At 65.1% G+C, this 24,453-nt stretch carries 22 protein-coding genes; 16 read left to right on the plus strand and 6 right to left on the minus strand.

Going from position 1 to position 24,453, the window contains the following annotated elements:
• Positions 1 to 6: 6 nt before the first annotated feature.
• Together recQ and ACFFUC_RS01175 are read right to left on the minus strand one after the other, a co-directional pair.
• Positions 7 to 2,037, minus strand: coding sequence for a DNA helicase RecQ (gene recQ, locus ACFFUC_RS01170; RefSeq protein ID WP_377682758.1), 2,031 nt, complete (start codon positions 2,035 to 2,037; stop codon positions 7 to 9).
• A 1-nt stretch (position 2,038) separates the two neighbouring features.
• The gene (locus ACFFUC_RS01175) at positions 2,039 to 2,332 is read right to left on the minus strand and encodes a YggT family protein (protein WP_377682760.1); all 294 of its coding nucleotides are present in this window, start codon (positions 2,330 to 2,332) and stop codon (positions 2,039 to 2,041) included.
• Positions 2,333 to 2,536: 204 nt separating this feature from the next.
• Here ACFFUC_RS01175 and ACFFUC_RS01180 point away from each other — a divergent pair, with 204 nt between their 5' ends.
• The 6 genes from ACFFUC_RS01180 to ACFFUC_RS01205 all read left to right on the plus strand — a co-directional run bounded on the left by ACFFUC_RS01180 (position 2,537) and on the right by ACFFUC_RS01205 (position 8,480).
• Positions 2,537 to 3,109 (plus strand): acyl-CoA thioesterase, encoded by a 573-nt coding sequence (locus ACFFUC_RS01180; RefSeq protein ID WP_377682762.1) that lies wholly within the window; start codon positions 2,537 to 2,539, stop codon positions 3,107 to 3,109.
• A 123-nt stretch (positions 3,110 to 3,232) separates the two neighbouring features.
• Positions 3,233 to 4,597, plus strand: coding sequence for an MFS transporter (locus ACFFUC_RS01185; protein ID WP_377683595.1), 1,365 nt, complete (start codon positions 3,233 to 3,235; stop codon positions 4,595 to 4,597).
• Entirely contained in the window at positions 4,594 to 5,472 is an 879-nt protein-coding gene (gene mepA, locus ACFFUC_RS01190) for a penicillin-insensitive murein endopeptidase (protein ID WP_377682764.1), read from the plus strand. Before ACFFUC_RS01185 ends, mepA begins: the two co-directional genes overlap by 4 nt.
• Positions 5,445 to 6,422: an esterase-like activity of phytase family protein gene (locus ACFFUC_RS01195; RefSeq protein ID WP_377682766.1), complete on the plus strand. Its 978-nt coding sequence runs from the start codon at positions 5,445 to 5,447 to the stop codon at positions 6,420 to 6,422. The genes mepA and ACFFUC_RS01195 overlap by 28 nt, the downstream gene beginning before the upstream one ends.
• A 117-nt stretch (positions 6,423 to 6,539) precedes the next feature.
• A complete protein-coding gene (locus ACFFUC_RS01200; protein WP_377682768.1) occupies positions 6,540 to 7,730 on the plus strand; it encodes a serine hydrolase domain-containing protein in 1,191 nt (396 codons plus the stop codon).
• A gap of 138 nt (positions 7,731 to 7,868) precedes the next feature.
• The gene (locus ACFFUC_RS01205) at positions 7,869 to 8,480 is read left to right on the plus strand and encodes a queuosine precursor transporter (RefSeq protein ID WP_377682769.1); all 612 of its coding nucleotides are present in this window, start codon (positions 7,869 to 7,871) and stop codon (positions 8,478 to 8,480) included.
• Positions 8,481 to 8,851: 371 nt separating this feature from the next.
• Here ACFFUC_RS01205 and ACFFUC_RS01210 read toward each other — a convergent pair whose 3' ends face one another.
• Entirely contained in the window at positions 8,852 to 8,974 is a 123-nt protein-coding gene (locus ACFFUC_RS01210; RefSeq protein WP_377682770.1) for a hypothetical protein, read from the minus strand.
• 165 nt (positions 8,975 to 9,139) lie between these two features.
• Between ACFFUC_RS01210 and choX the strand changes: the two genes are divergently transcribed.
• Positions 9,140 to 10,081 carry a choline ABC transporter substrate-binding protein gene (choX, locus tag ACFFUC_RS01215; protein WP_377682771.1) on the plus strand — a complete coding sequence of 314 codons (942 nt, stop codon included), beginning with the start codon at positions 9,140 to 9,142 and terminating at the stop codon, positions 10,079 to 10,081.
• A gap of 7 nt (positions 10,082 to 10,088) precedes the next feature.
• Positions 10,089 to 11,594 (plus strand): choline-sulfatase, encoded by a 1,506-nt coding sequence (betC, locus tag ACFFUC_RS01220; RefSeq protein ID WP_377682772.1) that lies wholly within the window; start codon positions 10,089 to 10,091, stop codon positions 11,592 to 11,594.
• Positions 11,595 to 11,655: 61 nt separating this feature from the next.
• Here the strand turns inward: betC and ACFFUC_RS01225 are convergent, their stop codons facing one another.
• Positions 11,656 to 12,837: an acetyl-CoA C-acyltransferase family protein gene (locus tag ACFFUC_RS01225; RefSeq protein WP_377682773.1), complete on the minus strand. Its 1,182-nt coding sequence runs from the start codon at positions 12,835 to 12,837 to the stop codon at positions 11,656 to 11,658.
• A gap of 153 nt (positions 12,838 to 12,990) precedes the next feature.
• On the opposite strand from ACFFUC_RS01225, the gene ACFFUC_RS01230 reads away from it, so the two are divergent.
• The 5 genes from ACFFUC_RS01230 to ACFFUC_RS01250 all read left to right on the plus strand — a co-directional run bounded on the left by ACFFUC_RS01230 (position 12,991) and on the right by ACFFUC_RS01250 (position 16,651).
• Positions 12,991 to 13,401 carry a winged helix-turn-helix domain-containing protein gene (locus ACFFUC_RS01230; RefSeq protein WP_377682774.1) on the plus strand — a complete coding sequence of 137 codons (411 nt, stop codon included), beginning with the start codon at positions 12,991 to 12,993 and terminating at the stop codon, positions 13,399 to 13,401.
• A 90-nt stretch (positions 13,402 to 13,491) separates the two neighbouring features.
• Positions 13,492 to 14,247 (plus strand): molybdate ABC transporter substrate-binding protein, encoded by a 756-nt coding sequence (gene modA, locus ACFFUC_RS01235; RefSeq protein ID WP_377682776.1) that lies wholly within the window; start codon positions 13,492 to 13,494, stop codon positions 14,245 to 14,247.
• Between the two features lie 3 nt (positions 14,248 to 14,250).
• On the plus strand, positions 14,251 to 14,934 hold the full coding sequence (modB, locus tag ACFFUC_RS01240; RefSeq protein WP_377682777.1) for a molybdate ABC transporter permease subunit: 684 nt from the start codon (positions 14,251 to 14,253) through the stop codon (positions 14,932 to 14,934).
• Between the two features lie 10 nt (positions 14,935 to 14,944).
• Positions 14,945 to 15,997 carry a molybdenum ABC transporter ATP-binding protein gene (gene modC / locus ACFFUC_RS01245; protein ID WP_377682779.1) on the plus strand — a complete coding sequence of 351 codons (1,053 nt, stop codon included), beginning with the start codon at positions 14,945 to 14,947 and terminating at the stop codon, positions 15,995 to 15,997.
• Positions 15,998 to 16,072: 75 nt separating this feature from the next.
• Entirely contained in the window at positions 16,073 to 16,651 is a 579-nt protein-coding gene (locus ACFFUC_RS01250; RefSeq protein WP_377682781.1) for a transglycosylase SLT domain-containing protein, read from the plus strand.
• A gap of 133 nt (positions 16,652 to 16,784) precedes the next feature.
• On the opposite strand, the gene ACFFUC_RS01255 is transcribed toward ACFFUC_RS01250, so the two are convergent.
• Both ACFFUC_RS01255 and ACFFUC_RS01260 read right to left on the minus strand, forming a co-directional pair.
• A complete protein-coding gene (locus ACFFUC_RS01255) occupies positions 16,785 to 17,387 on the minus strand; it encodes a LolA family protein (protein ID WP_377682783.1) in 603 nt (200 codons plus the stop codon).
• Positions 17,388 to 17,486: 99 nt separating this feature from the next.
• Positions 17,487 to 18,722 (minus strand): UbiH/UbiF/VisC/COQ6 family ubiquinone biosynthesis hydroxylase, encoded by a 1,236-nt coding sequence (locus ACFFUC_RS01260; RefSeq protein ID WP_377683597.1) that lies wholly within the window; start codon positions 18,720 to 18,722, stop codon positions 17,487 to 17,489.
• Between the two features lie 172 nt (positions 18,723 to 18,894).
• Between ACFFUC_RS01260 and ACFFUC_RS01265 the strand changes: the two genes are divergently transcribed.
• The 3 genes from ACFFUC_RS01265 to ACFFUC_RS01275 all read left to right on the plus strand — a co-directional run bounded on the left by ACFFUC_RS01265 (position 18,895) and on the right by ACFFUC_RS01275 (position 24,434).
• A complete protein-coding gene (locus tag ACFFUC_RS01265; RefSeq protein WP_377682784.1) occupies positions 18,895 to 20,223 on the plus strand; it encodes an amidase in 1,329 nt (442 codons plus the stop codon).
• Positions 20,224 to 20,445: 222 nt separating this feature from the next.
• Positions 20,446 to 21,639 carry an aminotransferase class I/II-fold pyridoxal phosphate-dependent enzyme gene (locus tag ACFFUC_RS01270; protein WP_377682785.1) on the plus strand — a complete coding sequence of 398 codons (1,194 nt, stop codon included), beginning with the start codon at positions 20,446 to 20,448 and terminating at the stop codon, positions 21,637 to 21,639.
• 2 nt (positions 21,640 to 21,641) lie between these two features.
• Complete coding sequence (locus ACFFUC_RS01275; protein WP_377682786.1) at positions 21,642 to 24,434, plus strand: DNA translocase FtsK; 2,793 nt, start codon at positions 21,642 to 21,644, stop codon at positions 24,432 to 24,434.
• The last annotated feature ends 19 nt before the right edge of the window (positions 24,435 to 24,453 follow it).

Here is a 24,453-nt window from a genome sequence, read left to right on the forward strand (position 1 = left end):
TCGGTGCTAGTCGGAGGGGCGGTCGATTTCGGCCAGAAATGCCGCGCCGAACCGGTCGAGCCGCGCGGGATCGAGGTAGCGCGCAAGATCGCGCGGGCGGTCCTCGGCGATGCGTTTGAGCGCCGAGGTCGGCACCGACAAAGGCTTCTCCGTGCCCTCTTCGCCGCGACCCAAGCGTTGCTGGGCCGCAAAAAGCCGGTCGAACAAGCCCCCCGCGTCACGCCCCGCCAAAGCGCGGCGCGCGGGATGCATTGGCGCGACCTCGCCCGCGATCACTTCGAGGAACTGGCGGCCGTAGCTTTCGAGCTTCTTCGCGCCGATCCCGCTGACCCGCGCCATCTGGTCCAGCGTCATCGGCCGGATCGAGACCATTTCGATCAACGTCTTGTCGGGGAAAATCACATAGGCCGGCACGCGCTGCGCCTCGGCCAGCTCGCGGCGCTTGGCCTTGAGCGCGGCAAAGAGCGGCGCGTCCTCCTCCGAGACCTGCTCGCGCACGACGGGCTGCACACGCGCCCGCGCAATGAGATCGCGGCGCAGGATCACCGGCACTTCGCCGCGCAGCACCGGATGGGCGGTCTCGGTGATCACGAGGCCGCCGTGGCGCTCGGGATCGGGGCGCACCAGATCGCGGCCGAGCATCTGCCGGATGATCGCCTGCCAGGCAATTTTGCCGATATCGCGCCCGCAGCCGAAAGTCGGCAGGTTGTCGTGGCCGCGCTGGGTCACCTTGTCGGTCGCATTGCCGGTCAGAACATCGATGATATGGCCCGCGCCGAACATCTCTCCGGTGCGCAGGATCGCCGACAGCGCCTTGCGCACGGGTTCGGTGCCGTCAAAGGTTTCGGGCGGGTTGTCGCAGATATCGCAATGGCCGCAGGGGCCGGATTCCTCGCCGAAATAGGCCAGAAGATACTGGCGGCGGCAGGTCGCGGCCTCGGCCAGACCCAAAAGCGCGTTGAGGCGGGCGTGATCGGCGGATTTGCGTTCGTTGGGGGCAAGCCCCTCGTCGATCTGGCTGCGGCGCAGACGGATGTCCTCGGGACCGTAAAGCGTCATCGTCTCGGCAGGACCGCCGTCGCGACCCGCGCGGCCGATTTCCTGATAATAGGCCTCGATCGAACGCGGCAGGTCGGCATGGGCCACCCAGCGGATGTCGGGTTTGTCGATCCCCATGCCGAAGGCGATGGTCGCGACCACGATCAGCCCGTCCTCGCGCTGGAAGCGGCCCTCGACATCGCGGCGCGCCTCGGCCTCCATGCCGCCGTGATAGGCGACGGCGGGCAGACCCGCTTCGGTCAGGGCATGGGCCAGAGTCTCGGTTTTGGCGCGCGTGCCGCAATAGACGATGCCCGACTGGCCGTCGCGGGCACGCGCGAAATCGAGGATCTGGCGACGCGGCCCGTCCTTGGGCGCGAAGGCGAGATGGATGTTCGGGCGGTCGAAGCCGCGCAGAAAGGCCAAAGGCGCCGCATCCGCAAAGAGCCTGCGGTTGATTTCCTCGCGGGTTTCGGCATCCGCTGTCGCGGTGAAGGCGGCCAAAGGCACGTCGAGCGTCGCCCGCAACTCGCCGATACGCAGGTAATCGGGGCGGAAGTCATGGCCCCATTGGCTGACGCAATGCGCCTCGTCGACGGCGATCGCGGTGACATTGGCACGGCGCAGCATGGCGATCGTTCCGCCCGATGCCAGACGCTCGGGGGCCATGTACAAAAGCTTCAGCTCGCCCGCACGCAGGGCGTCATAGACGGCCGCGGTTTCTTCCTCTGTATTGCCCGAGGTCAGCGCGCCCGCCGCAACGCCCGCCTCGCGCAGGGCCCTGACCTGATCGCGGATCAGCGCGATCAGCGGCGAGATCACCACGGTCACACCCTCGCGCATCAGCGCAGGCAATTGATAACACAGTGATTTTCCGCCACCCGTCGGCATGATCGCCAGAACGTCGCGACCAGCCGCAACAGCGTCGACGATTTCCTGCTGACCGGGGCGGAAACCGTCAAAGCCGAAGACCTGCCGCAGAAGGGGCGCGGCCGTCATCTCAGAAGCTGTAGAACCAGCCGGCGTTATTGATCAGCAGCCGCTGGAGAATGATGATGGCGATGAAGACGACCAACGGCGCGAGATCGAGCCCGCCGGTATTGGGCAGAATGCGGCGCACCGGCGCATAGATCGGCTCGAGCAGGCGCGACAGACCGTTCCAGATCTGCCAGACCATCGGCTGGCGCAGGTTCAGCACCTGAAAATTGATCAGCCAGGACATGATGATATGCGCGATCATGATGAACCAGATCACGTCGAGGATCAGCATCAGGGCTTGGAACAGCGTCGTCATGGCAACCTTTCGGGAAAGACTAGGCGACAGGTAAGCCACGACGGGCCGCCACGCAAGGCACGCGTGACGGATGTGTCTTCGGGTCGCGCTTTCCCCCTCCCGCCTGCATCCTCGGCATGACGGGCGCGCTTGCCGTCGGGTCTCCCGTTGACGCTGGCTGCCGCCGCCGTTAGCCCGTGGCACGAGACAACAAGGAGCAGGCCGATGTATCCCCTCGTGCGCTATGCCAAGGATCTGTGGAAATCGCGCAGCATGTCGCCCCTGCCCCCGACCGGCAGCCATGTCTCGGTGCATCGCTGCTGGCCTTGGGACATCGATCCCTGGATCGAGCTGAACAACGGCCGCACGCTCACGCTTTACGATCTCGGGCGACTGCCGCTGGCGGTGCGTACCGGCATGATCTCGACCCTGCGCGCCAACAACTGGGGCATTGCGGTGGCCGGCAATTCGGTGCGCTACCGCCGCCGCATCAAGCCGTTCCAGCGCTTCACCATGGTCAGCCACGTTCTGGGCTGGGACAACCGCTTCGTCTATATGGAGCAGATGATGTGGTCCAAAGGCGAATGCGCCAACCACATGTTGTTGCGCGCCGCCATTACCTCGAGCGAAGGCATCGTGACGCCCGCACGGATGATGCAGGCCGCAGGCGTCAGCGAACACAGTCCCGAACTGCCCGAATGGGTCAATGCCTGGATCGAGGCCGACGCGCTCAAACCCTGGCCGCCCGAATTGCCGCCCCTTGCCGCCAGCGACACAAAAGTCGATTTGCCTCGGTGACCGAATTCTGGCCTACTGCCCGCGATTTGCGCGACCCGAACAGGCGCGTGTTTCGCGACCCGAATGCGCGCGCATTTCGCGACGGCAACCGGCGCGCGGAGGCGGACAGGGACCACGGAGACCATTTTGCTCGATAAAAAACGCCTCTGGGGCTGGTGGTTTTTCGATTGGGCCAGCCAGCCCTATGCCACCTTGCTGCTGACCTTCATCTTCCCGATCTATTACACGCAGGCGGCGCGCGCGCATTACATGGCGCTTGGCCAAAGCGGGGCCGAGGCCGGCGCAAGCGCGCAAGCGCTTTGGGGCTACGGTCTCGCCATCACGGGGATCATCATCGCGGGCCTTGCCCCGATCCTCGGCGCGATTGCCGACGGGCGCGGGCAAAGACTGGTCTGGGTCTGGATCTTTTCGCTGTTCTACATGCTGGGCGCGGCAGGGCTGTGGTTCCTTATGCCCGACGGCAGCAATCTCGTCTTCGCGATCGCCTGTTTCGGCCTCGGCCTTTTGGGCATGGAATTCACCACGATCTTCACCAATGCGCTGCTGCCCGGCCTTGCCGCACGCGAAGAAATCGGCCGGATCTCGGGTACGGGCTATGCTTTCGGCTATCTCGGAGGCGTCGTCGCTTTGGCGTTCATGCTGCTCCTGCTGGCCGAGAATACCGAAACCGGCCGCACCCTGCTGGGCATCAGCCCGATCTTCGGCCTTGATCCCGAGAGCCGCCAAGGTACCCGCGCCGCGGGGCCTTTCGTCGCGATCTGGTATGCGGTGTTCATGATCCCCTTCCTGCTCTGGGTGAAAGAGCCGCGTTATGGCCCTCCCGCGCAAAGCGTCAAAACGGCGCTGAAAGGGCTCGGGACGCTGATCGCGGGGCTGCGGCATCGCCGCTCACTGGCCTCGTGGCTGTTGTCGTCGATGTTCGCGCGCGATGCGCTGAACGCGCTTTATTCGTTCGGCGGGGTCTATGCGGCAGCGGTGCTGGGCTGGCCGGTCTTTCTGGCGGGGGTCTTCGGCGTCGTTTCGGCACTCTCGGCAGCGCTGATCACCTGGATCGGCGGTCACGCCGACCGCGCCTGGGGGCCGCGTCCGGTGATCTGGGGAGCCACGTTGGTGCTGATCGGGGTCTGCGCGATCGTGATCGGCATGAGCCGGACCAGCTTTTTCGGCATCGCTCTGGCCGCGGATTCGCGCCTGCCGGATATGGTCTTTTTCGCCTGCGGCGTGGCGATCGGCGGCGCGGGCGGGGCTTTGCAATCGGCAAGCCGCACCATGATGGTGCTGCACACCACACCCGAGCGCGCGACGGAAGCCTTTGGCCTTTATGCACTTTCCGGCAAAGCCACCGCATTCCTCGCACCGCTTGCCATCGCGGTGATGACGCAGATCAGCGGGGATCAGCGCTTGGGGATTTCCCCCTTGATCATGATGTTCCTTCTGGCGCTGATCCTGCTAATCTGGGTCAAACCACAAGGAGAACACGAGCAGTGATCCGCCGTTTCCTGTCCGCAGCCTGCGCGATCGCCGCGCTGGCGCTGCCGCTTTCGCTGGCCCCCGCACAGGCCGATCCGCTGGCCAAAGACGTCTTCGGCGCGGCCCCCGGCCCGACCGGAGGCGCCCCCGCCGCTATCGGATTTTACTCCAAGGGCTGCGTTTCGGGCGCGGTGCAACTGCCCGAAACCGGCCCGAGCTGGCAGGCGATGCGCCTTTCGCGCAACCGCAACTGGGGCCATCCCCAGATGATCGATTTCCTCGTCGGGCTTTCGGGCGCGGCGCAAAAGGCCGGTTGGCGCGGGCTCTATATCGGCGACATCTCGCAATCGCGCGGCGGGCCGATGGTCACGGGCCATGCCAGCCACCAGATGGGGCTTGATGCCGATATCTGGATGCTGCCGCCCTCGAGCCTGACGCTTTCGCGCCAACAGCGCGAGAACCTCTCGTCGGTTTCGGTGGTCAACAAGGCCGGAACGCAGCTGACGAATTACTGGAACCCCGGCCATATGTCGATCATCCGCGCCGCCGCCAGCGACCGCCGCGTCGAGCGGGTCTTTGTCGATCCGGTGGTCAAGGTCGCGATGTGCAATATGGAGACCGGCAACCGCAACTGGCTGCGCAAGGTCCGCCCGATCAACAATCACGACTACCACTTCCACGTCCGCCTCGCCTGTCCGGCCGGTTCGGTCTGCCAGCAGCAGGACGCGCCGCCCGCAGGCGACGGCTGCGCCGAGGCCGCGGAATGGATCGAGAACCGCGTCAATCCGAGCCGCGTGAAACCGACGCCGCCTGATCCCAACTATCGCCATCCCCGTAGTTTCCGCCTGAGCGAGATGCCCGCGCAATGCCAGACCGTAGCCACCGCTCGGTAAAACGCCTTCTGCCCAGTCCCGTACTGACGTCCGTTGCCGCCGCCTTCGTGCTGGCGGCAATGGTGACTCATGGCGTGACCGCCGATCCGCGCGCCGGCGACGATCTGGAGACCGCAGCAGAGGCCTCCGCACCCAAGGTCGATTACATCGCGACCTATGTCTGGAGCGAATCCGCCGATGATTTCGGCGGCTATTCGGGCATCGAGGTTTCGGAGGACGGTCTGGGCTTTACCGCGCTTTCGGACCGCGCCACCATCCGCTGGGGCCGGATCGAGCGTGACGCCTCGGGCCGGATCCGCGCGATGGAATCGGCTGGCAATGCGCGGCTGCGCGACAGCGACGGCAAGCCGCTCAAACCCGGGCTGCTGGGCGATTCCGAAGGGCTCGCGGTCGGGGCGGACGGCAAGATCTATGTCAGTTTCGAAGGCCTTGTGCGCGTCGTGCGCTACGACACGCCCGACAGTCCGGCAAAAGTGCTCAAGGGCCCGCCGGAATTTCGCAAGATGCAGAAGAATTCCGCGCTGGAATCGCTGGCGATCCTGCAGGACGGCACGCTTTTGACCATGCCCGAGCGCTCGGGCGCGCTCGAGCGGCCCTTTCCGGTCTGGCGCTACCGCGACGGCACTTGGGACCAGCCCTTCGCCGTGCCGCGCAGCGGAAACTGGCTGCCGGTCGGATCGGATATGGGGCCGGACGGGCGGTTCTACCTGCTCGAGCGCGACTTCAAGGGGCTCTTGGGCTTTCTGTCGCGGGTGCGCCGTTTCGATCTGACGCCCGAAGGCTTGGTGAACGAACAGATCCTGCTGCAAAGCCGCCCGCTGCAATACGACAATCTCGAGGGGATCTCGGTCTGGCGCGACGATTTCGGCATCCGGCTGACGATGATCTCGGACGACAATTTCAACCTCTTCCAGCGCACCGAACTGGTCGAATACCGCGTTCAGGACTGAAGCGCGCACGCAAGCGGCCCGATCCCGCCGAAAACGCCCCTCAACCGGACAGTCGGCTTTACATGCCCGCCTCAAGGCCGTTCCATGCGAACAAAAGGGCAGAAAAGGATGACCGTCATGAGCAAAGCCGCCAAAAGCTCCGCCAAAGGCAAGCGCGCCGCGCCCGCGCCGCCCCGTCCGGTGACCACCGCGCTCGATGCCGCCATCGACCGTGCTTTGGCCGAAAAGCGCATCGTCGGCACCGTCGTCATCATGGCCGAGGACGGCGTGATCACCTATCACCGTGCCGCCGGTTTCGCCGATCGCGAAGCCGGTGCCGCGATGCAGCCCGCGACATGGTTCCGCTATGCCTCGGTCACCAAAGCCTTCACCACCGTCGCCGCCTTGCGCCTGATCGCGCAAGGACGCCTCTCGCCCGATGATCCGGTTGCGGAATGGCTGCCCGAATTCACCCCGAACCTCGTTGACGGCAGTCCGGCCGCGATCACGGTCGGCGATCTCATGGCGCATATGGCGGGGCTGGATTACGGCTTCAACCAGAGGGCGGACGGCAGCTATGCGGCTGCCGGCGTCTCGGACGGCATCTCGGAGCGCGAGATTTCCCTGGCCGAGAACCTCCGCCGCATCGCCAGCGTGCCGATCGACATCACGCCGGGCAAGGATTGGCGTTATTCGATGGGCACCGATGTTCTGGGCGCGGTGATCGAGGCCGTGACCGACAGCGCTTTGCCCTTCGCGATGGCCGATCTCGTGACCGGCCCGCTGGCGCTCGATGCGGCCTTTTCGCTGCCGAGCAAACACAACCTTGCCGCCGCCTATGCCGATGCCCTGCCCGAGCCGCGCCTGATGGAGGGCGTGACCCGCGTTCAGGGGCTTTTGCCCGAGGGTCAGGCTTTTGCCTTCGACCCCGAACGCATCACCGATCTCGCGGCCTTCCCTTCGGGCGGCGGCGGGATGGCGGGCACGGCAGAAGCCGCGATAACCCTGCTCGAGACCCTGCGCACAGGCCCCTTCCTCGGCCCCGAGCTGCGCGCCGCAGCCGCGACCGATCGCGCGCATTTCGGCGCCGAGGGCCATCCGCTGCGTGGTCCGGGCTACGGCCACGCCTGGGCGGGGGCGGTCCACCTCGACCCCGAGCAATCGGGCGCGGGCCTGTCGAAAGGCAGCCTGGCATGGGGCGGGATCTATGGCCATAGCTGGTTCATCGATCCCGAGCGCAAACGCAGCGTCCTCGCTTTGACCAATACCGCAGTCGAGGGCATGTCGGGGCAGTTCTCGCTCGACATCCGCGACGCGACCGCGCTCTGAGGCAGGCAGGCGCGGCGGACCGGTCCCGCCTCGCCCGCGCCACGTCAGGATTGACTCGCTCGGGCCGAAGGCTTATGCGCCCGTTTGCCTGCATCGGCGGGCCGAGTTCTCCGCTACCTTGTCAAAACGGAACCTGACATGTCCCGCATTCTTCCCGGCATTCTTGCCATGGCCATCGTTGTTGTGGCCTCGAACATCCTTGTCCAGCACCTTCTGGGCGACTGGCTGACCTGGGGGGCACTGACCTATCCGGTAGCCTTCCTTGTCACCGATATCATGAACCGCATCTACGGGCCGCAAGCCGCGCGCAAAGTGGTCTTCGCGGGCTTTCTCACCGGCGTTCTCTGCTCGGTCGTGGCGGCCGGTCTGGACAAGACAACGCTTCGCATCGCCATCGCTTCGGGCGCGGCTTTCCTGTCGGCGCAACTGCTTGATATCGCGATCTTCAACCGCCTGCGCCAACGCAACTGGTGGCTGCCGCCTCTGGCCGCGACGGTCGCGGGTTCCATCCTCGATACGGTGATCTTCTTCGGCATCGCCTTTTGGACCGGCCTGAGCGGCGTCTTTCCCCATGACGACATCAGCTGGGCCAACGAGCTGGTGCCGCTTCTGGGTCAGGGCCCGAACCTGCCGCTTTGGGTGTCCTTGGCGGTCGCCGATTGGTCGGTGAAAATGGCAATGGCGATTTTCGCACTGATCCCGTTCCGTATCATTGTAGGCAATTTGATCGACCGCCGCGCAGAAATCTAATTGACAGAACAATTTATTGTGGCACGCTTCCTTATAACGGCAACATTTTGAAAGGAGGTGGTCCAGTGTCGAGAGTGATAGTGGAGAGAGGTGTCGGGACAGGTAAGGAGGCCGTGGCCTGAGGGCAAACCCTTAGGTTGTCAATCCTTGTCTGGGAGCGGAGGCTTTCCAAGCCCTAACCGGACCATTTCCTTAGATCTCGCGGGTCGTTCGAAAGGACGACCCGTTCTATTTTGCAAGTCCGTCCGGTTTGGCTTTGGCAAAGCCGTTCGGCAAGGCGCGGCCTTTCGGCGTGGCAGGGTTTCGGCAAGCCGCATTTTCAGCCCCGCCATCATGGCCCGAAGGCTTCGACGCATGGCCTGCCGCCGAAATCAGGCCGCAGCGGTAAACGTGTCGTCGCGCAGCAATTGGGCTCCTTGATCCGCCCGACTGTCGCGAAACGAGCCGTCATGCAGGCTCGAGCCGCTTGTCGCCTCCTGCGTCGGACGGGACATCACCTTGAAAATGATCGACAATTACAACGTCGGCCAGCCGCCCCGCGTCGCCGCCCCAGCGATCAGGGCTTGAAAATTGCGGGCCCAAAGGGTCTTGATACGCCATCAGCCGAAAGCCTGATGCGCTTTGTCGCGCGGCCAAGGCCCCAATGATGCGAGGACCTCATGTCGAGAACCGCTCCCCTCTCTGTCGCCCTGCTTGCCGCCTTTTGCGCGGCGGCCCCCGCCTTTGCCAATGATCCGGCAAGCTGCGCCACCGTGCGCTCCTCCGATCCCGGCTGGACCGATATTACCGCGACCAACGGCGTGGCGACGGCTCTGCTCAAGGGTCTGGGCTACAAGCCCGATATCCGCACGCTTTCGGTGCCGATCGGCTACGAGGCGCTCAAGACCGGCGAAACCGATGTGTTCCTCGGCAACTGGATGCCGGCGCAGAAATCCTTCCGCGACGATCTCGACGCTTCGGGCCAGACCGAAGAGCTGGTCCAGAACCTCGAAGGCGCGAAATTCACCCTTGCGGTGACGGCTGCCGCCAAGGATCTCGGCATCGCCGACTTCAAGGATCTCGACGCGCATCGCGATGCCTTCGGCGGGAAAATCTACGGGATCGAGCCGGGCGCGCCCGCCAACCAGTCGATCGCCAAGATGATCGCCGAGGACAAATTCGGCCTTGGCGATTGGGAACTGGTGGAATCGAGCGAGCAAGGCATGCTGGCACAGGTCCAGCGCAACGAGGCGGCCTCGACCCCTTCGGTCTTCCTCGCCTGGGCGCCCCATCCGATGAACGTCGCGCTGGATGTGACCTATCTCGCGGGCGGCGATGCGGAATTCGGCCCCGATTTCGGCGGTGCTTCGGTCCATACCATCGCACGCAAGGCATGGGTCGCCGAATGCCCGAACCTTGCCAAGCTTTTCACCCAGCTGACTTTCGACGTCGATATGGAGAACGTCCTGATGGGCAATATCCTCGACGACGGGATGGAGCCGGCGAAGGCCGCATCGGGCTGGATCGCGGCCCATCCCGAGGTTGCCGCGAAATGGCTCGACGGCGTGACCACGCTTGACGGCCAGCCCGGCCTCGAGGCCGTCATGGCTTCGGTCCAGTAAGCGGAAAATGGTCGTGTCCGAGCGTCCCAATATCCTGATCCTCATGGTCGACCAGCTGTCGGGGGTGCTTTTCCCCGACGGCCCGGCCGATTTTCTGAAAGTGCCGAACCTGCGCCGTCTGGCGGAGCGCTCGACGCGCTACCAGAATGCCTATACCGCCAGCCCGCTTTGTGCGCCGGGCCGAGCGGCCTTCATGGCGGGGCAATTGCCGCGCCGCACCCGTGTTTACGACAATGCCGCCGAATTCGCCTCCGACATTCCGACCTATGCGCATCATTTGCGTCGCGCGGGCTATCAGACGGCGCTTTCGGGCAAGATGCATTTCGTCGGCCCCGACCAGCTGCACGGCTTTGAAGAGCGCCTGACCACCGACATCTATCCCGCCGATTTCGGCTGGACCCCCGATTACCGCAAACCGGGCGAGCGCATCGATTGGTGGTATCACAACCTCGGCTCGGTCACCGGCGCGGGCGTGGCCGAGATCACCAACCAATACGAATATGACGACGAGGTCGCCTATAACGCCTGCCGCAAGCTCTACGACCTGTCGCGCGGTGCGGACGAGCGGCCGTGGTGCCTGACCGTCAGCTTCACCCATCCCCACGATCCTTTCGTGGCGCGGCGCAAATACTGGGATCTGTACGAGGGCATCCCCGAGCTCGATCCGCCTGCCCCGATCGCCTATGCCGATCAGGACCCCCATGCGCAGCGCCTGATGGATGCTTGCGACTATACCGCGCTCGAGGCGACGGACGAGGATATCCGCCGCTCGCGTCAGGCCTATTTCGCCAATATCTCTTATGTCGACGACAAGATCGGCGAGATCCTCGACGTGCTCGAGCGGACGCGGCAGGAGGCGATCATCGTCTTCCTGTCCGATCACGGCGAAATGCTGGGCGAGCGCGGGTTGTGGTTCAAGATGAACTTCTTCGAACAATCGGCACGGGTGCCCCTGATGATCGCGGCTCCCTCGATGGCGCCGGGTCTGGTGGAGGAGCCGGTCTCGACCATCGACGTCTTGCCGACGGTGACGGAGCTTGCGGGTATTTCCGTGACGGAGATCACCCCTTGGACAGACGGGAAATCACTGGCCCAAGGAGCGGCGGATCGCGGTCCGGTCGCGATGGAATATGCCGCCGAGGGGTCGATCACGCCTCTGGTCGGGCTGGTCGACGGGGCGTGGAAATATATTGCCTGCCCCGCCGATCCCGAAATGCTGTTCAATCTGGCCGACGATCCGCAGGAGCGGCACAATCTGGCCGCCGATCCTGCAGCGGCGGGGCAGCTCGAAAAGATGCGCGCCCTTGCGGCGGAGCGTTGGGATCTGGCCGCCTATGACCGCGAGGTCCGCGACAGTCAGGCGCGACGCTGGATCGCCTACGAGGCGCTGCGCAAAGGCAATTACCAATCCTGGGATTTCCAGCCGGTGATGAATGCCTCGGAGCGCTATATGCGCAACCATATGGACCTCAATATCCTCGAGGAATCCAAAAGGTTCCCGCGCGGCGAATAGCGCGAAGACATGAAAAGGGCGGGGAAATCCCCGCCCTTTGTCGTCCGGTTGACCTGTGGCCTCAGATGCGCTGGATCGCCAGAGCGATGCCCTGACCGCCGCCGATGCACATCGTCACCAGCGCCTTGTCGCCCGAGATCCGCTCGAGTTCGTACATCGCCTTGATGGTGATGATCGCGCCGGTCGCGCCGATCGGGTGGCCAAGCGCGATCGCGCCGCCGTTCGGGTTGACCTTGGCAGGATCAAGGCCGAGGCCCTTGTTCACCGCCAAAGCCTGCGCAGCGAAAGCCTCGTTCGATTCGATCACGTCGAAATCCGAGGCTTTGAGGCCGGTTTTCTCGAGCAATTGCTCGACTGCGGGAATCGGGCCGATGCCCATGACCTCGGGGCGCACGCCCGCGACCGCATAGCCGAGCAGGCGGAACTTCGGGGTGAGTCCTGCCGCTTTCGCCGCATCCGCCCGCGCCAGAACGATCGCGCCCGCGCCGTCATTGAGGCCCGAGGCATTGCCCGCGGTCACCGTGCCGTCTTTCTTGAAGGCAGGCTTGAGACCGGCCAGCTTGTCGAGATCGGTCGCCTTGGGATGCTCGTCGGTGTCGAACATGACCGTGCCCTTGCGGGTCTTGATCTCGACCGGAACGATCTGCTCCTTGAAGCGGCCCTCGGCGATCGCTTTGGCGGCGCGGGTCTGGCTTTCCAGCGCGAAAGCATCCTGTTCGGCGCGCGAGATGTTGAACTCGTCCGAGACATTCTCGGCGGTCACGCCCATATAGCCATTGCCCATCGGATCGGTCAGCGCACCGACCATCATGTCGATCATCTTGATATCGCCCATTTTCGCGCCGAAACGCGCGGCAGGCACCGCATAGGGGGCACGGCTCATTGATTCCGCACCACCCGCGACGGCGAAATCGGCATCGCCCAATGCCAGAGCCTGCGCGGCCGAGACGATGGCCTGCGCGCCCGAGCCGCAAAGGCGGTTCACGTTCATCGCCGGCACTTTGTCCGGAATCCCCGCATCGAGCATGGCGACGCGGCCGAGATACATGTCGCGCGGCTCGGTATTGAGGACATGGCCGAAGACGACATTGCCGATCTGCTCGGGTGCGACGCCCGCACGTTCAAGCGCGACGCGGGTCACGGTCGTGGCCAGATCGATCGGCGCGAAAGCCGCGAGACTGCCGCCAAAGCCGCCGATCGCGGTGCGCGCGCCGGACAGGATGACGATTTCATTGTCGGACATTGGTTCTCTCCCCTGGAAATCGCTGCGAGCTTAACTTGCTGCGCTGCGGCAGGGAAGCATTTCCGCAAGGCCCGTCACCTCGGCGTGCCACTTGCCGCAATGGGGCTACAATCGCGGGTTGCGCCTGTGGCAAATCCCGCCAAAGCTGGCGCCATGACCCAAGACATCCGACTCAGCACGTCCGGCGATCCGCTTGCCAACCCCCGCCTCAGTCTGAGGCTCCATTTCGATCAGGGGCTGACCTTTGGTCGCGGCAAGGCCGATCTGCTGCAGGCGATCTGCGACGACGGCTCGATCTCGGCAGCGGGGCGGCGCATGCGCATGAGCTATCGCCGCGCCTGGGCCTTGGTCGAGGAGATGAACACGACCTTCGCCGAGCCTCTGGTCGATAGCGCGCGCGGCGGCTCGGGCGGCGGCGGGGCCGCGTTGACCGACAAGGGCCGCGAGGTGCTGGCGCATTACCGCGCGCTCGAGGCGCTTTTGCGCGAGGCAGGTGCCGACCATCTCGATGCGCTCTGCGGCGCCTTGCGCGCAACCGTGGAACCCGAACCGCCGAAAGGATAGGCCCAAGCGTCCGGTCCGGCGGGAAATAACGCTTGCCCGTCCGATACCTGTCTGGTTATGTCCGGTCAGACACAACGAGCGGAGACCCCCATGCGTTCTTCCTTTATCGCCCTTGCCCTTTCGGCAATGATCGCGACCCCGATTGCGAGCCCCGCTTTCGCCGAAGATTTCACCATCTTCGCCGCCGCCAGCCTGAAGACCGCGCTCGACGAGGTTGCGGGCGAGTGGGAGAAGACCACGGGCGACAAGGTGACGATCTCCTATGCGGGCAGCGGCCAGCTGGCCAAGCAGATCCAGCAGGGCGCGCCGGCCGATCTCTTCATCTCGGCGGCGGTCAACTGGATGGACGAGGTCGAGAAATCGGGCCATATCGACGCCTCCTCGCGCAAGGATCTGCTCGGCAATACGCTGGTTCTCGTCGGCCACGGCGAGGGCAAGACGCTGGATCTCGCGACGCTGCCCGAGGCGCTCGGCGACGGAAAGCTGGCGATGGGCCTGCTGGAATCGGTTCCGGCCGGCCAATACGGCAAGCAGGCGCTGGAAAAGCTCGGTCTTTGGGACAGGGTCGAAAGCCATGTCGCGCAGGCCGATAACGTCCGCGCCGCGCTGACTCTGGTTGCGACCGGCGAGGCGCCCTTCGGCATCGTCTACGGCAGCGATGCGGTCGCCGAAAAAGGCGTCAGCGTTGCCGCGACCTTCCCCGCCGACAGCCATGATCCGATCATCTATCCCGCAGCACTCGTCGCCGGTTCGACCTCGACCCAGGTCGGCGCCTTCTTCGAGAGCCTGCAACAAGAGCCTGCGAAATCGGTCCTCGAGGGACAGGGTTTCACGGTTCTGCCCTGATCGATGGACTGGCTGAGCCCCGAGGAATGGCAGGCGGTTCTCTTGTCGCTGCGGGTCTCCGTCGTGGCGATGATCTGCAGCCTGCCGGTCGCGGTGGCAGTGGCCTGGCTTTTGGCCCGCAAGCGCTTTGCGGGCCATTCCATCGTCAGCGGCATCGTCCATTTGCCGCTGATCCTGCCGCCGGTGGTGACCGGCTATCTTCTGCTTCTGACCTTCGGCACGCAGGGCACGATCGGCTCGGTGCTCAAGGAGTTCGGCATTGTCTTTGCCTTCCGCTGGACCGGCGCGGCGATTGCGGCGGCCGTCATGGCGTTCCCGCTGATGGTGCGCGCGATCCGGCTGGGTTTCGAGGCGGTCGATCCGCGGCTTGAACAGGCGGCGGCCACGCTTGGCGCGCCGCGCTACGCGGTTTTCCTGACCGTCACCCTGCCGCTCATCTGGCCCGCGCTTCTGGCGGGGCTCGCGCTCGGTTTCGCCAAGGCGATGGGAGAGTTCGGCGCGACGATCACCTTTGTCTCGAACATCCCCGGCCAGACCCAGACCATCCCTTCGGCGATCTATGCGCTTTTGCAGGCCCCGGGCGGCGAAGCCCGCGCCATGCGGCTGGTCATCATCTCGGTCGCGATCGCGATGGCGGCGGTGATCCTTTCCGAGGCGCTCGCCCGCCGCGCCAAGATCCGCGATTAGGGCCGCTTTCATGGTTTTGTCGCTCTCGATCCACAAACGCTTTCCCGCCATGGAGCTCGATGTCGCCTTCGAGGCCCCGTCCGGCGTCACGGCGGTTTTCGGGCCTTCGGGCTGCGGCAAGACCTCGACCGTGAATGCGGTGGCAGGGTTGTTGCGGCCCGATCGCGGGCATATCGCGCTGGACGGGCAACCGCTATACGACAGCGCGAAAGGCATCGACCTGCCGACGCAAAAGCGCCGCATCGGCTATGTGTTTCAGGATGCGCGGCTTTTCCCGCATCTCAGCGTTGCCGCGAACCTGCGCTACAGCTGGCGCTGGCGGCGCGGCGCGGCCCGCGATTTCGACCGGATCGTCGAGATGCTCGCGCTCGGCCCGCTGCTCAAACGCTACCCGCGCCACCTCTCGGGCGGGGAGAAGCAGCGCACCGCCATCGGCCGCGCGCTGCTGTCGGACCCCGCGCTGCTGGTCATGGACGAGCCTTTGGCCGCGCTGGACGAGGCGCGCAAATCCGAGATCATGCCCTGGCTCGAACGGCTGCGCGACGAGGTGAACCTGCCGATCCTCTATGTCAGCCATTCGACCGCCGAGGTGCTGCGTCTCGCCACCACCCTCGTCATGCTGGATGCGGGCCGCGTCACCTATGCCGGTCCCTTGGCCGAGGCGATTTCGGATGCGCGGCTTGGTCCGGCCTTCGGCGCACGCGAGGCCGGAGCATTGCTTCAGGGCCGCATCGAAAGCCGCGAGGCGGACGGCATGTGCCGCGTTTCCACCCCCGCCGGACCCCTTCTTCTGCCCGATCAGGGCGAGGCTTTGGGCGCCGAAATCCGCCTGCGCATCCTTGCCCATGAGGTGATCCTCTCGCTCGATGCGCCGCAGGGGATTTCCGCGCTCAACGTGCTGCCCGCCGTGGTCGAACGGATCGAGGGCGGCTATGTCGAGCTGCGCCTCGGCACGGCGAAAATCCTTGCCCAGATCACGCCCCGCTCGGTGGCGACGCTGGGGCTTTCCGCCGGCCGCAGCTGCCATGCGATCATCAAATCGGCGGCAATGGTCCGATCCTAGGCCCGATCTCGGGTTTATGATTGGCGAAAGCGCGGTTTTTCATTATGGTCCATGCAAAAAGACCATGAGGGCAGAATGAACAGGTATCTCAAACTGGCCATTGTCGGGCTGGTCGCATCCTGTGGCGGCGGCGGAAACTACAAGGCTCCCCGCAATCTGGACAATGCTTGCGCCATCAAGGCCGAGCGTCCCGCCTATTTCAAGGCCATGCAGACGACCCAGCGCCGCTGGGGTGTTCCGATCCATGTCCAGATGGCCTCGATCCATCAGGAATCGAAATTCATCGGCGATGCGCGCACGCCGCACCAATATGTTCTGGGCATCATTCCGGTCGGCCGCCAAAGCTCGGCCTACGGCTATAGCCAGGCGCTCGACGGGACCTGGGAAGAATACCAGAAAGAGACCGGCAACCGCCGCGCGCGCCGCGACAATATCAAGGATGCGACCGATTTCATGGGTTGGTACATGGACGGGACCTCCAAGCGGCTCGGCATCTCGAAATGGGATACGCAATCGCAATATCTGGCCTATCACGAAGGCCGCTCGGGCTTTGCGCGCGGCTCGCACCGCAGCAAGCCGTGGCTGATGAATGTCTCGGCCAATGTCGCACAGCGCGGCGAGACCTATCGCGCGCAGCTGGCCTCCTGCCGCTAGGCAGCATACCGGAACCAATGCGAAGGCCCCGCCGAACAGCGGGGCCTTGTTCCATTCGGACCTATTGTTTCACGTGACCCAAGGCTTTTGCCCGAAGCCGGCGCCCAAACCCTCGCACGCGATCACGCGCGGCTTAACGGCCGCGACGCTCCATCTCGCTCTGGATGGCGAATCGCGAGGGGGGGATGCCCACACCCATCTTCATCTCGCCCAGAATGACGGTGGTCTTGACGCCGGCATCATTGGTCACGACCCATTGGCGCAGCTGCGTCGGATTGGCGGTGAACACCATCTGGATATTGCCGTATTCGGGATGCTGGGGATCCTGCGCGGTCACGACGGTCGCATTCTTGCTTTCGGTATAACCCGTCACCATCCGCGCGGTCGACAGGTTCACATTCGGCGCGAGGATGATCGACAGCGGGGTTTTCGAGAGCGGATATTGCTGCGGACCGCCGTTCGATTTGCCGTCGAACACCGCAACCTGACCGGCCGAGGCCAGCACCAGCGTGCGGTCGCCCTTGTATTCGAAGCGCACGCGGTTCGGGCGGTGCATGAAAAGCGTCCCCGTCGACATCGTGCCGTCGCCGTTCACCTGAGTGAAATCGGCCTGAGCGGTCTGGATGCTGTTGAGATAACGCGAAATCTCGTTCAACGGGATTTTCTCGGCCATCGCCGGAAGGGCAAGACCAAGGGCGAGGACGGGCGCAAGCGCGAGAGACAGAAGCTTTTTCATGAGCCGATTATGACCGTTTTTGCAAAGGCTTGCACATCACGTTCGCCGGATGTGCACAGGCGTAACTCTCGCGGGTTGGTGAGCGTTCCCCCGCTGTCGTCACAGTGAACGCCCCGTGAGCAGGCGCGGCATCGGATCAAGGCTCAAGCCCGCCGCCTGCCGCATGAAACCGCGCCGCAGCGCCGGCACCGCATCGACGAGGCCCATGCCGAGCGCGCGCCCCGCCCGCAACAGCGGATTGTCGTTGGAAAAGACCGCATTCACCGTATCCATGCCGTAAGCGAGCAGCGTCGCATCGCCGCGCCGCCATTGCTCGTATCGGCGCAGGACCGCCAGCGTGCCGAAATCCTCGCCGCGACGATGGGCCAGAACCAGCACCTCGGCCAAAGACGCCACATCGCGCAGTCCGAGGTTGAGCCCCTGCCCCGCAATCGGATGGACGCCATGCGCCGCATCGCCGATCAGCGCGACCCTCTCGGCCGCATAGTGATCGGCCAGCGTCATCCCCAGAGGATAGGAGAATCGCGGCCCCGCCAGTGAAATCGCGCCCAGAAAATCGCCGAAACGCGGCCGCAGCACATCCAGAAACGCCTCGTCGGGCAAAGCGAGGATGGCGCGGGCGTGGTCCTCGGTCTCGGACCAGACGATCGAGGAGCGGTTGCCCGGCAAGGGCAGGATGGCCAAAGGACCGCTCGGCAGGAACAACTGCTGGGCGATGCCGTTATGGGGCAGTTCGTGATCGAGCGCCGCCACCAGCGCAATCTGGCCGTAGCTGTGGCCGCGCCGTTTGATCCCCGCACGGGTCGCCACGCCCGAGCCGCGACCATCCGCGCCGACCAGCAGCCGCGCGCGCAATACCGTGCCGTCGTTCAGCCCGACGCTCACGCCGCGCGCATCGGTCGTCTGGGAAACGACGACGGTTCCCGCACGATGCAGAATGCGCCCCGCGCGCGGCAGGGCCATCGCGCCCAGAAGCGCGCGATAGAGAAAGCGGTCCTCGAGCATATAGCCCAGACGCCCCTCCTCGATCTCAGCGCTGTCGAAATGGAGGTGGAAATGCCCCGCGCCCTCGCCGGCATGGCCTTGGCTCGCGCGGACCTGATTGATCGGCTGCGCCTGCGCGGCAAGCCCGCCCCAAAGACCAAGCGCGGCCAGCAGCCGCTGCGAGGCCAAAGCCAGCGCATAGGCCCGCCCGTCGAAAGCATCGCTTGCGCGCAGATCGGCAGGGCGCGCATCGACCACGGCCACGCCCAGACCGGCATCCGCCAGCGCAAGGGCAAGGGCGGGACCGTTCAGGCCTCCGCCTGCAATCACGACATCGAATTCATGTTCCATGCCGCGCAGTATCGCTTTGACGCGGCGATTGTCCATGCGCCTTGGCGCGCGGACCGAAGGACAGGACGCCTCCCGCCAAGCCCGCGATTTCCGCCCTGCGCCCCGCCATGCGCCATTGAAGCGCACCCCGCCCCAAGTTAGCCTGAGGGCGCAAATTCCGACGGAGACAGACATGGATTGGTTGCGGGCACCGCTTGCCGAACAAGGGCGCGCCATTATGGCAGGGCTGATCAGCCCGATCGATCAGGCCGAGGCCTATCTCGATGCTGCCGCCAAACATCCCTATGGCAGCCGCATCTATGCCCGCATGACGCCCGAACGCGCCCGCAAAGAGGCCGTCGCCGCCCATGACCGCGTCAAATCCGGTCTGCGCCGCAGCCTGCTCGACGGTGTGGCGATCAGCTGGAAGGACAATGTCGACAGCGCCGGCACGCCCACCGAGGCGGGCTCGCAACTGCTCAAGGGCCGCACGCCGGATGCCGATGCCGAGATCCTGTCCCATGCCACCGGCGCGGGGCTGGTCTGTCTGGGCAAGACCCATATGACCGAGCTCGCCTTTTCCGGCCTCGGGCTGAACCCGATGACCGCGACGCCGCCCAACGCCTATGATCCGGCGCTGGCACCGGGCGGCTCGTCCTCGGGGGCGGCGGTTTCGGTCGCGCTCGGCCTTGCTGCGGCGGCAATCGGCACCGATACCGGCGGCTCGATCCGCCTGCCCGCCGCGTGGAACGGGCTGGTCGGCTTCAAACCGACCCATGGCGCGATCTCGGGCGAGGGCGTCGTGCCCTTGTGCCTGCGTTTCGACACTGCCGGCCCGATCGCGCGCACGGTCGAGGATTGCGCCCTGCTCTTTTCCGCGCTGACCCGCGGCCCCGAAATCGATCTTTCGGAAACCCCCAACCGAAAGCTGCGCCTGCTGGTGCTCGAGGGCATCCCCTTCGACGGCGCGCGCGAAGCCCCCGTCGCGGCTTTCGAGGATGCGGTCAAACGGCTGGAGAAAGCGGGGGCCCATATCAGCCGCGCCACCGTTCCGGCCGTGGCCGAGGTTTTCAAACTCGCCGGCACGGTCTTTGCCCCCGAGGCCTACGGCATCTGGCGCGAACAGATCGAAGCCTCGCCCGAGCTGATGTATCCGCTCATCCTCGAACGCTTCCGCGGCGGCCGCGATACGCTTGCGACCGATTATGTGCAGGCGTGGATCCGGCTCGAACAGCTGCGCCGCGATTGGGCGGTGGCGGTGGCGGGCTATGATGCGGTGATCGTGCCGACCGCGCCGCTGCTGCCCCCCGATGCCGAAAAGCTGCTGGCCGACGAGGATTTCTTCGTAACCGAGAACCTGCTGGCTTTGCGCAATACCCGCATCGGCAACTTCATGGGTCTGCCCGCGATCACGCTGCCGACCGGACAGCCGGCCTGCGGCATCATGCTGATGGGCCGTGCGGGTGGCGACCGCGCGCTGCTGGTCACCGCCGCCGAGGCCGAAGCCGCGCTGGCCGCCTGAGGCCCGCGCAAGATTTACGGGGGCGGGAATTCGGGAGCGAGGCCCTAGGGCCCGCCCCCGGACGCCCCGAAGGGTTCCCGCCAGCCCGCAGACACCGCCGATCCGCAGGCGAAAAGCTTAGGCAAATCCCGCCATTGCCCCGCCGAGTGACTGGACGAAACCAGCCTTTGTCAGTAGTCTGCAAGCAAACGGGGCGCAACGACCCCGATCTGAGAGGCAGATATGGCACAGAGCGAGCGGTTCTCGAACCTGCCCGAATACGCATTCCCGCGTCTGCGGAATCTCCTGTCCGGCCTTGAGCCCGGCGGTGATCCCGTCGTCATGACCATCGGAGAGCCGCGTCACGCGCTGCCGGATTTCGTCGCCCCCGTCATGGCGCAAAGCATTGCCGAATTCGGGAAATATCCGCCGAACGAAGGCGCGCCAGAGCTGCTTCAGGCGATCTCGGACTGGATCGGACGCCGCCATGCGATCGCTGTGCCGCCCGCCCAGATCTCGACGCTTAACGGCTCCCGCGAAGGGCTGTTCAACGCGGCGCTGGCGCTTTGCCCGCAAGACAAAAACGGCGCGCGCCCCGCCATTCTGGTGCCGAACCCCTTCTATCAGGTCTATGCCGTCGCCGCCGCAGCCGTCGACGCCGATGCGGTCTTCGTGCCCGCCACTGCCGCGACCGGCCATTTGCCCGATTTCGCGGGCCTTGCGCCCGAATTGCTCGACCGCACCGCCATCGCCTATCTGTGCTCGCCCGCCAATCCGCAGGGCGCGGTGGCCGATGTCGATTACCTCGAACATCTGATCGAGCTGGCCGAGCGCCACGATTTCCTGATCTTCTCGGATGAGTGCTATTCCGAGATCTACCGCGACACCCCTCCGCCAAGCGCCTTGGCCGTGGCGAGCCGTATGGGTCTGATCGACCGCGTGGTGATGTTCAACTCGCTGTCCAAACGCTCGAACCTGCCGGGGTTGCGGTCGGGCTTTGCCGCGGGCGGGGCCGAAAACATCCGCCGGATCCGTCTGCTGCGCAGCTACTCCGGCGCGCCTTTGCCGCTTCCGGTCCAGCGCGTCTCGACGCGGGCCTGGTCCGACGATTCCCATGCCGAGGACAACCGCAGGCTTTACCTCGCGAAATACGCCATCGCCGACCGCATCTTCGGCAATATCGAAGGCTATTTCGCGCCGCAGGGCGGATTCTTTCTGTGGCTGCCCGTGCCTCCCGCAGTCGGCGACGGCGAGGCTGCCGCCAAGAAGCTCTGGTCCGAGGCGGGCATTCAGGTCCTGCCGGGCGGCTATCTGGCCCGCGACACCGAGGCCGGCAATCCGGGAAAGAATTTCATCCGCGTCGCGCTGGTCGATGATGCGCAAAAGACCGAGGCGGCGCTGAACCGCCTGAAAAACTGTTTGTATCAAGGGGGTTGAACATGGCGAGCTGGCAGGCAAAACACCGCGACCCGTTGTTTGACCAAGGCACGCAGGCCGCGCTCGAGCGGCGCGGCAAAGAGCTTCTGGGGGCGGGGCTCGTCGTCCTCGGCATCCTGATCGCCATGATGCTTGTCAGCTATTCTCCCGACGATCCCAGCATCATGTCGGCGACCGACCAGCCCGCGACCAACCTTCTGGGACGGTTCGGGGCCTATGTCGCCTCGGCGCTTTTCATGATCGCGGGCTACGGCTCCTATATGCTCTCGATCGGCGCGATCGTCTGGGGGCTGCGGCTTTTGTTGCATCGCGGCGAAGAGCGGCTGATGCGGGGGATCTTCCTTCCGCTCGCAATGGTGCTGGTGTCGGTCTATGCGACCTCGATGGCACCGCCTGCGGGCTGGCGGCAAAGCTTCGGTCTGGGCGGCCATCTGGGCGATATGCTGATGGGCGCGATGCTCTCGGCAATGCCGGTCAAAGCCTCGATCGGGATCAAATTCCTCGCACTTCTGGCGGCAGCGGGTTCGCTGGCCTTTTCGGCCTTCGTTTTCGGCTTCAGCAAGGCCGAAGTCCTGCGCATTGCCGGCTTCCTGCGCGAAGGTCTGGCGACCGCGCGCGTGATCGGCCTGCGCATCGCGGGCCGTTTCGCGGTCCTGTCGGGCAAAGCCGCCTCCGAGATCCGCGACCGCTCGGCCGCGCGCCGCGAGCGCGTGGCGCAAGCCGGTTCGACCAATCTCGGCGCTGCTCTGGCCGAGGATCCCGCACCGCGCGGCATGATGGCGCGCCTGCGCCGTGCCCCTGCCGAGACCGCCGAGCAACTGCCAGAATCCGAGCTTTACGACCGTCAGGGCAATTGGGACGAAACCGAGGCCCCCTCGAACGCGCAAATCAGCGCGCGCATCACCGATGCGATCCGCCAGCGCTCGGAAAAGCCCGAGCCCGAGGCGAAGCCTTCGGTCATCGCTTCGGTCACCGCCCGCCTGACGGGCAAGGCGGCCACCCCCGCCGCGCGGATCGAGCCGCCGCTTGAACAGGGCGTGCCCCATATCAATTTCGGCGCGCGCAACGACGAGGGCTATGACCTCGCGGCGGATGATGACGCCGAAGAGGATGACGATTTCACCGATGCGCCGCATGGTTTCGACCAAAGCGACGCTTACGATCACGAAGAGCCCGCCGCGCAAAGCGCACCGCTTTTCGCGCCCCGTCCGGCCGAGCGCAGCGCCCTGCCCAAAGCTCCCCGCGCCGCTCCCGTCATCCATGACTTCGACGAGACCGCGCGTCCGCCCTACGAGCATCCCCCGCTCGAGCTGCTGTCCGCACCGGACACGATCGAACGCCACCAGCTCTCCTCGGAGCAGCTGTTGGAAAACGCGCGTACCCTCGAGGCGGTATTGGATGATTACGGCGTGAAGGGCCAGATCACCGAGGTCCGGCCCGGCCCCGTCGTCACGCTTTACGAACTCGAGCCCGCGCCGGGCCTCAAGGCAAGCCGCGTCATCGGTCTGGCCGATGATATCGCGCGCTCGATGTCGGCGCTCTCGGCCCGCGTCTCGACCGTGCCGGGCCGCACGGTGATCGGGATCGAATTGCCGAACGTGCGCCGCGAGAAAGTCGTGCTGCGCGAAATCCTGTCGGCCAAAGCCTTCACCGACGGCAGCCAACCGCTGCCGCTGGCGCTCGGCAAGGATATCGGCGGCGGGCCGGTCATCGCCAACCTCGCGAAAATGCCGCACCTGCTGATCGCGGGGACCACCGGCTCGGGGAAATCGGTGGCGATCAACACGATGATCCTGTCGCTGCTCTACAAGCTCACCCCCGAGGAATGCCGCGTCATCATGATCGACCCCAAGATGCTGGAGCTTTCCGTCTATGACGGCATTCCGCATCTGCTCTCGCCGGTTGTGACCAACCCCAAGAAGGCCGTCGTCGCGCTGAAATGGGTCGTCGGCGAAATGGAAGAGCGCTACCGCCGCATGTCGAAAATGGGCGTGCGCAATATCGAGGGCTACAACGGCCGCGTCCGCGAGGCCCTGTCCAAGAACGAGCTGTTCAAACGCACCGTCCAGACCGGCTTTGACGAGGAAACCGGCGAACCCGTCTTCGAGACCGAAGAGTTCAAGCCCGAGGCCTTCCCCTATATCGTCGTCGTCGTGGACGAGATGGCCGACCTGATGATGGTCGCGGGCAAGGAAATCGAGGCCTGCATCCAGCGTCTGGCCCAGATGGCCCGCGCCAGCGGCATCCACCTGATCATGGCGACGCAGCGCCCCTCGGTCGATGTCATCACCGGCACGATCAAGGCGAACTTCCCGACGCGGATCTCGTTCCAGGTCACCTCGAAGATCGACAGCCGCACCATTCTGGGCGAACAGGGTGCCGAGCAGCTGCTGGGTCAGGGCGACATGCTCTATATGGCGGGCGGCTCCAAAATCACCCGCGTTCACGGCCCCTTCGTCAGCGACGAGGAGGTCGAAGAGATCGTCCGCCACTTGAAAAGCTTCGGCCCTCCGACCTATATGTCGGGCGTGGTGGATGGCCCCGACGAAGACAAAGCCGACGGTATCGATATGGTGCTGGGGCTGTCGACCGGCGAGGGTGGCGATGCCGAGCTTTACGACATGGCTGTCGCGATCGTGGCCAAAGACCGCAAATGCTCGACCAGCTATATCCAGCGCAAACTGGCGATCGGCTACAACAAGGCCGCGCGTCTGGTCGAACAAATGGAAGAACAAGGCGTCGTCAGCCCGGCAAACCATGTCGGCAAACGCGAAGTCCTGATCCCCGAAGTCTAATTTCGAAAGCCGGCCGCCA

It is taken from the genome of Paracoccus cavernae (assembly GCF_042430175.1).
GTDB lineage: Bacteria > Pseudomonadota > Alphaproteobacteria > Rhodobacterales > Rhodobacteraceae > Paracoccus > Paracoccus cavernae.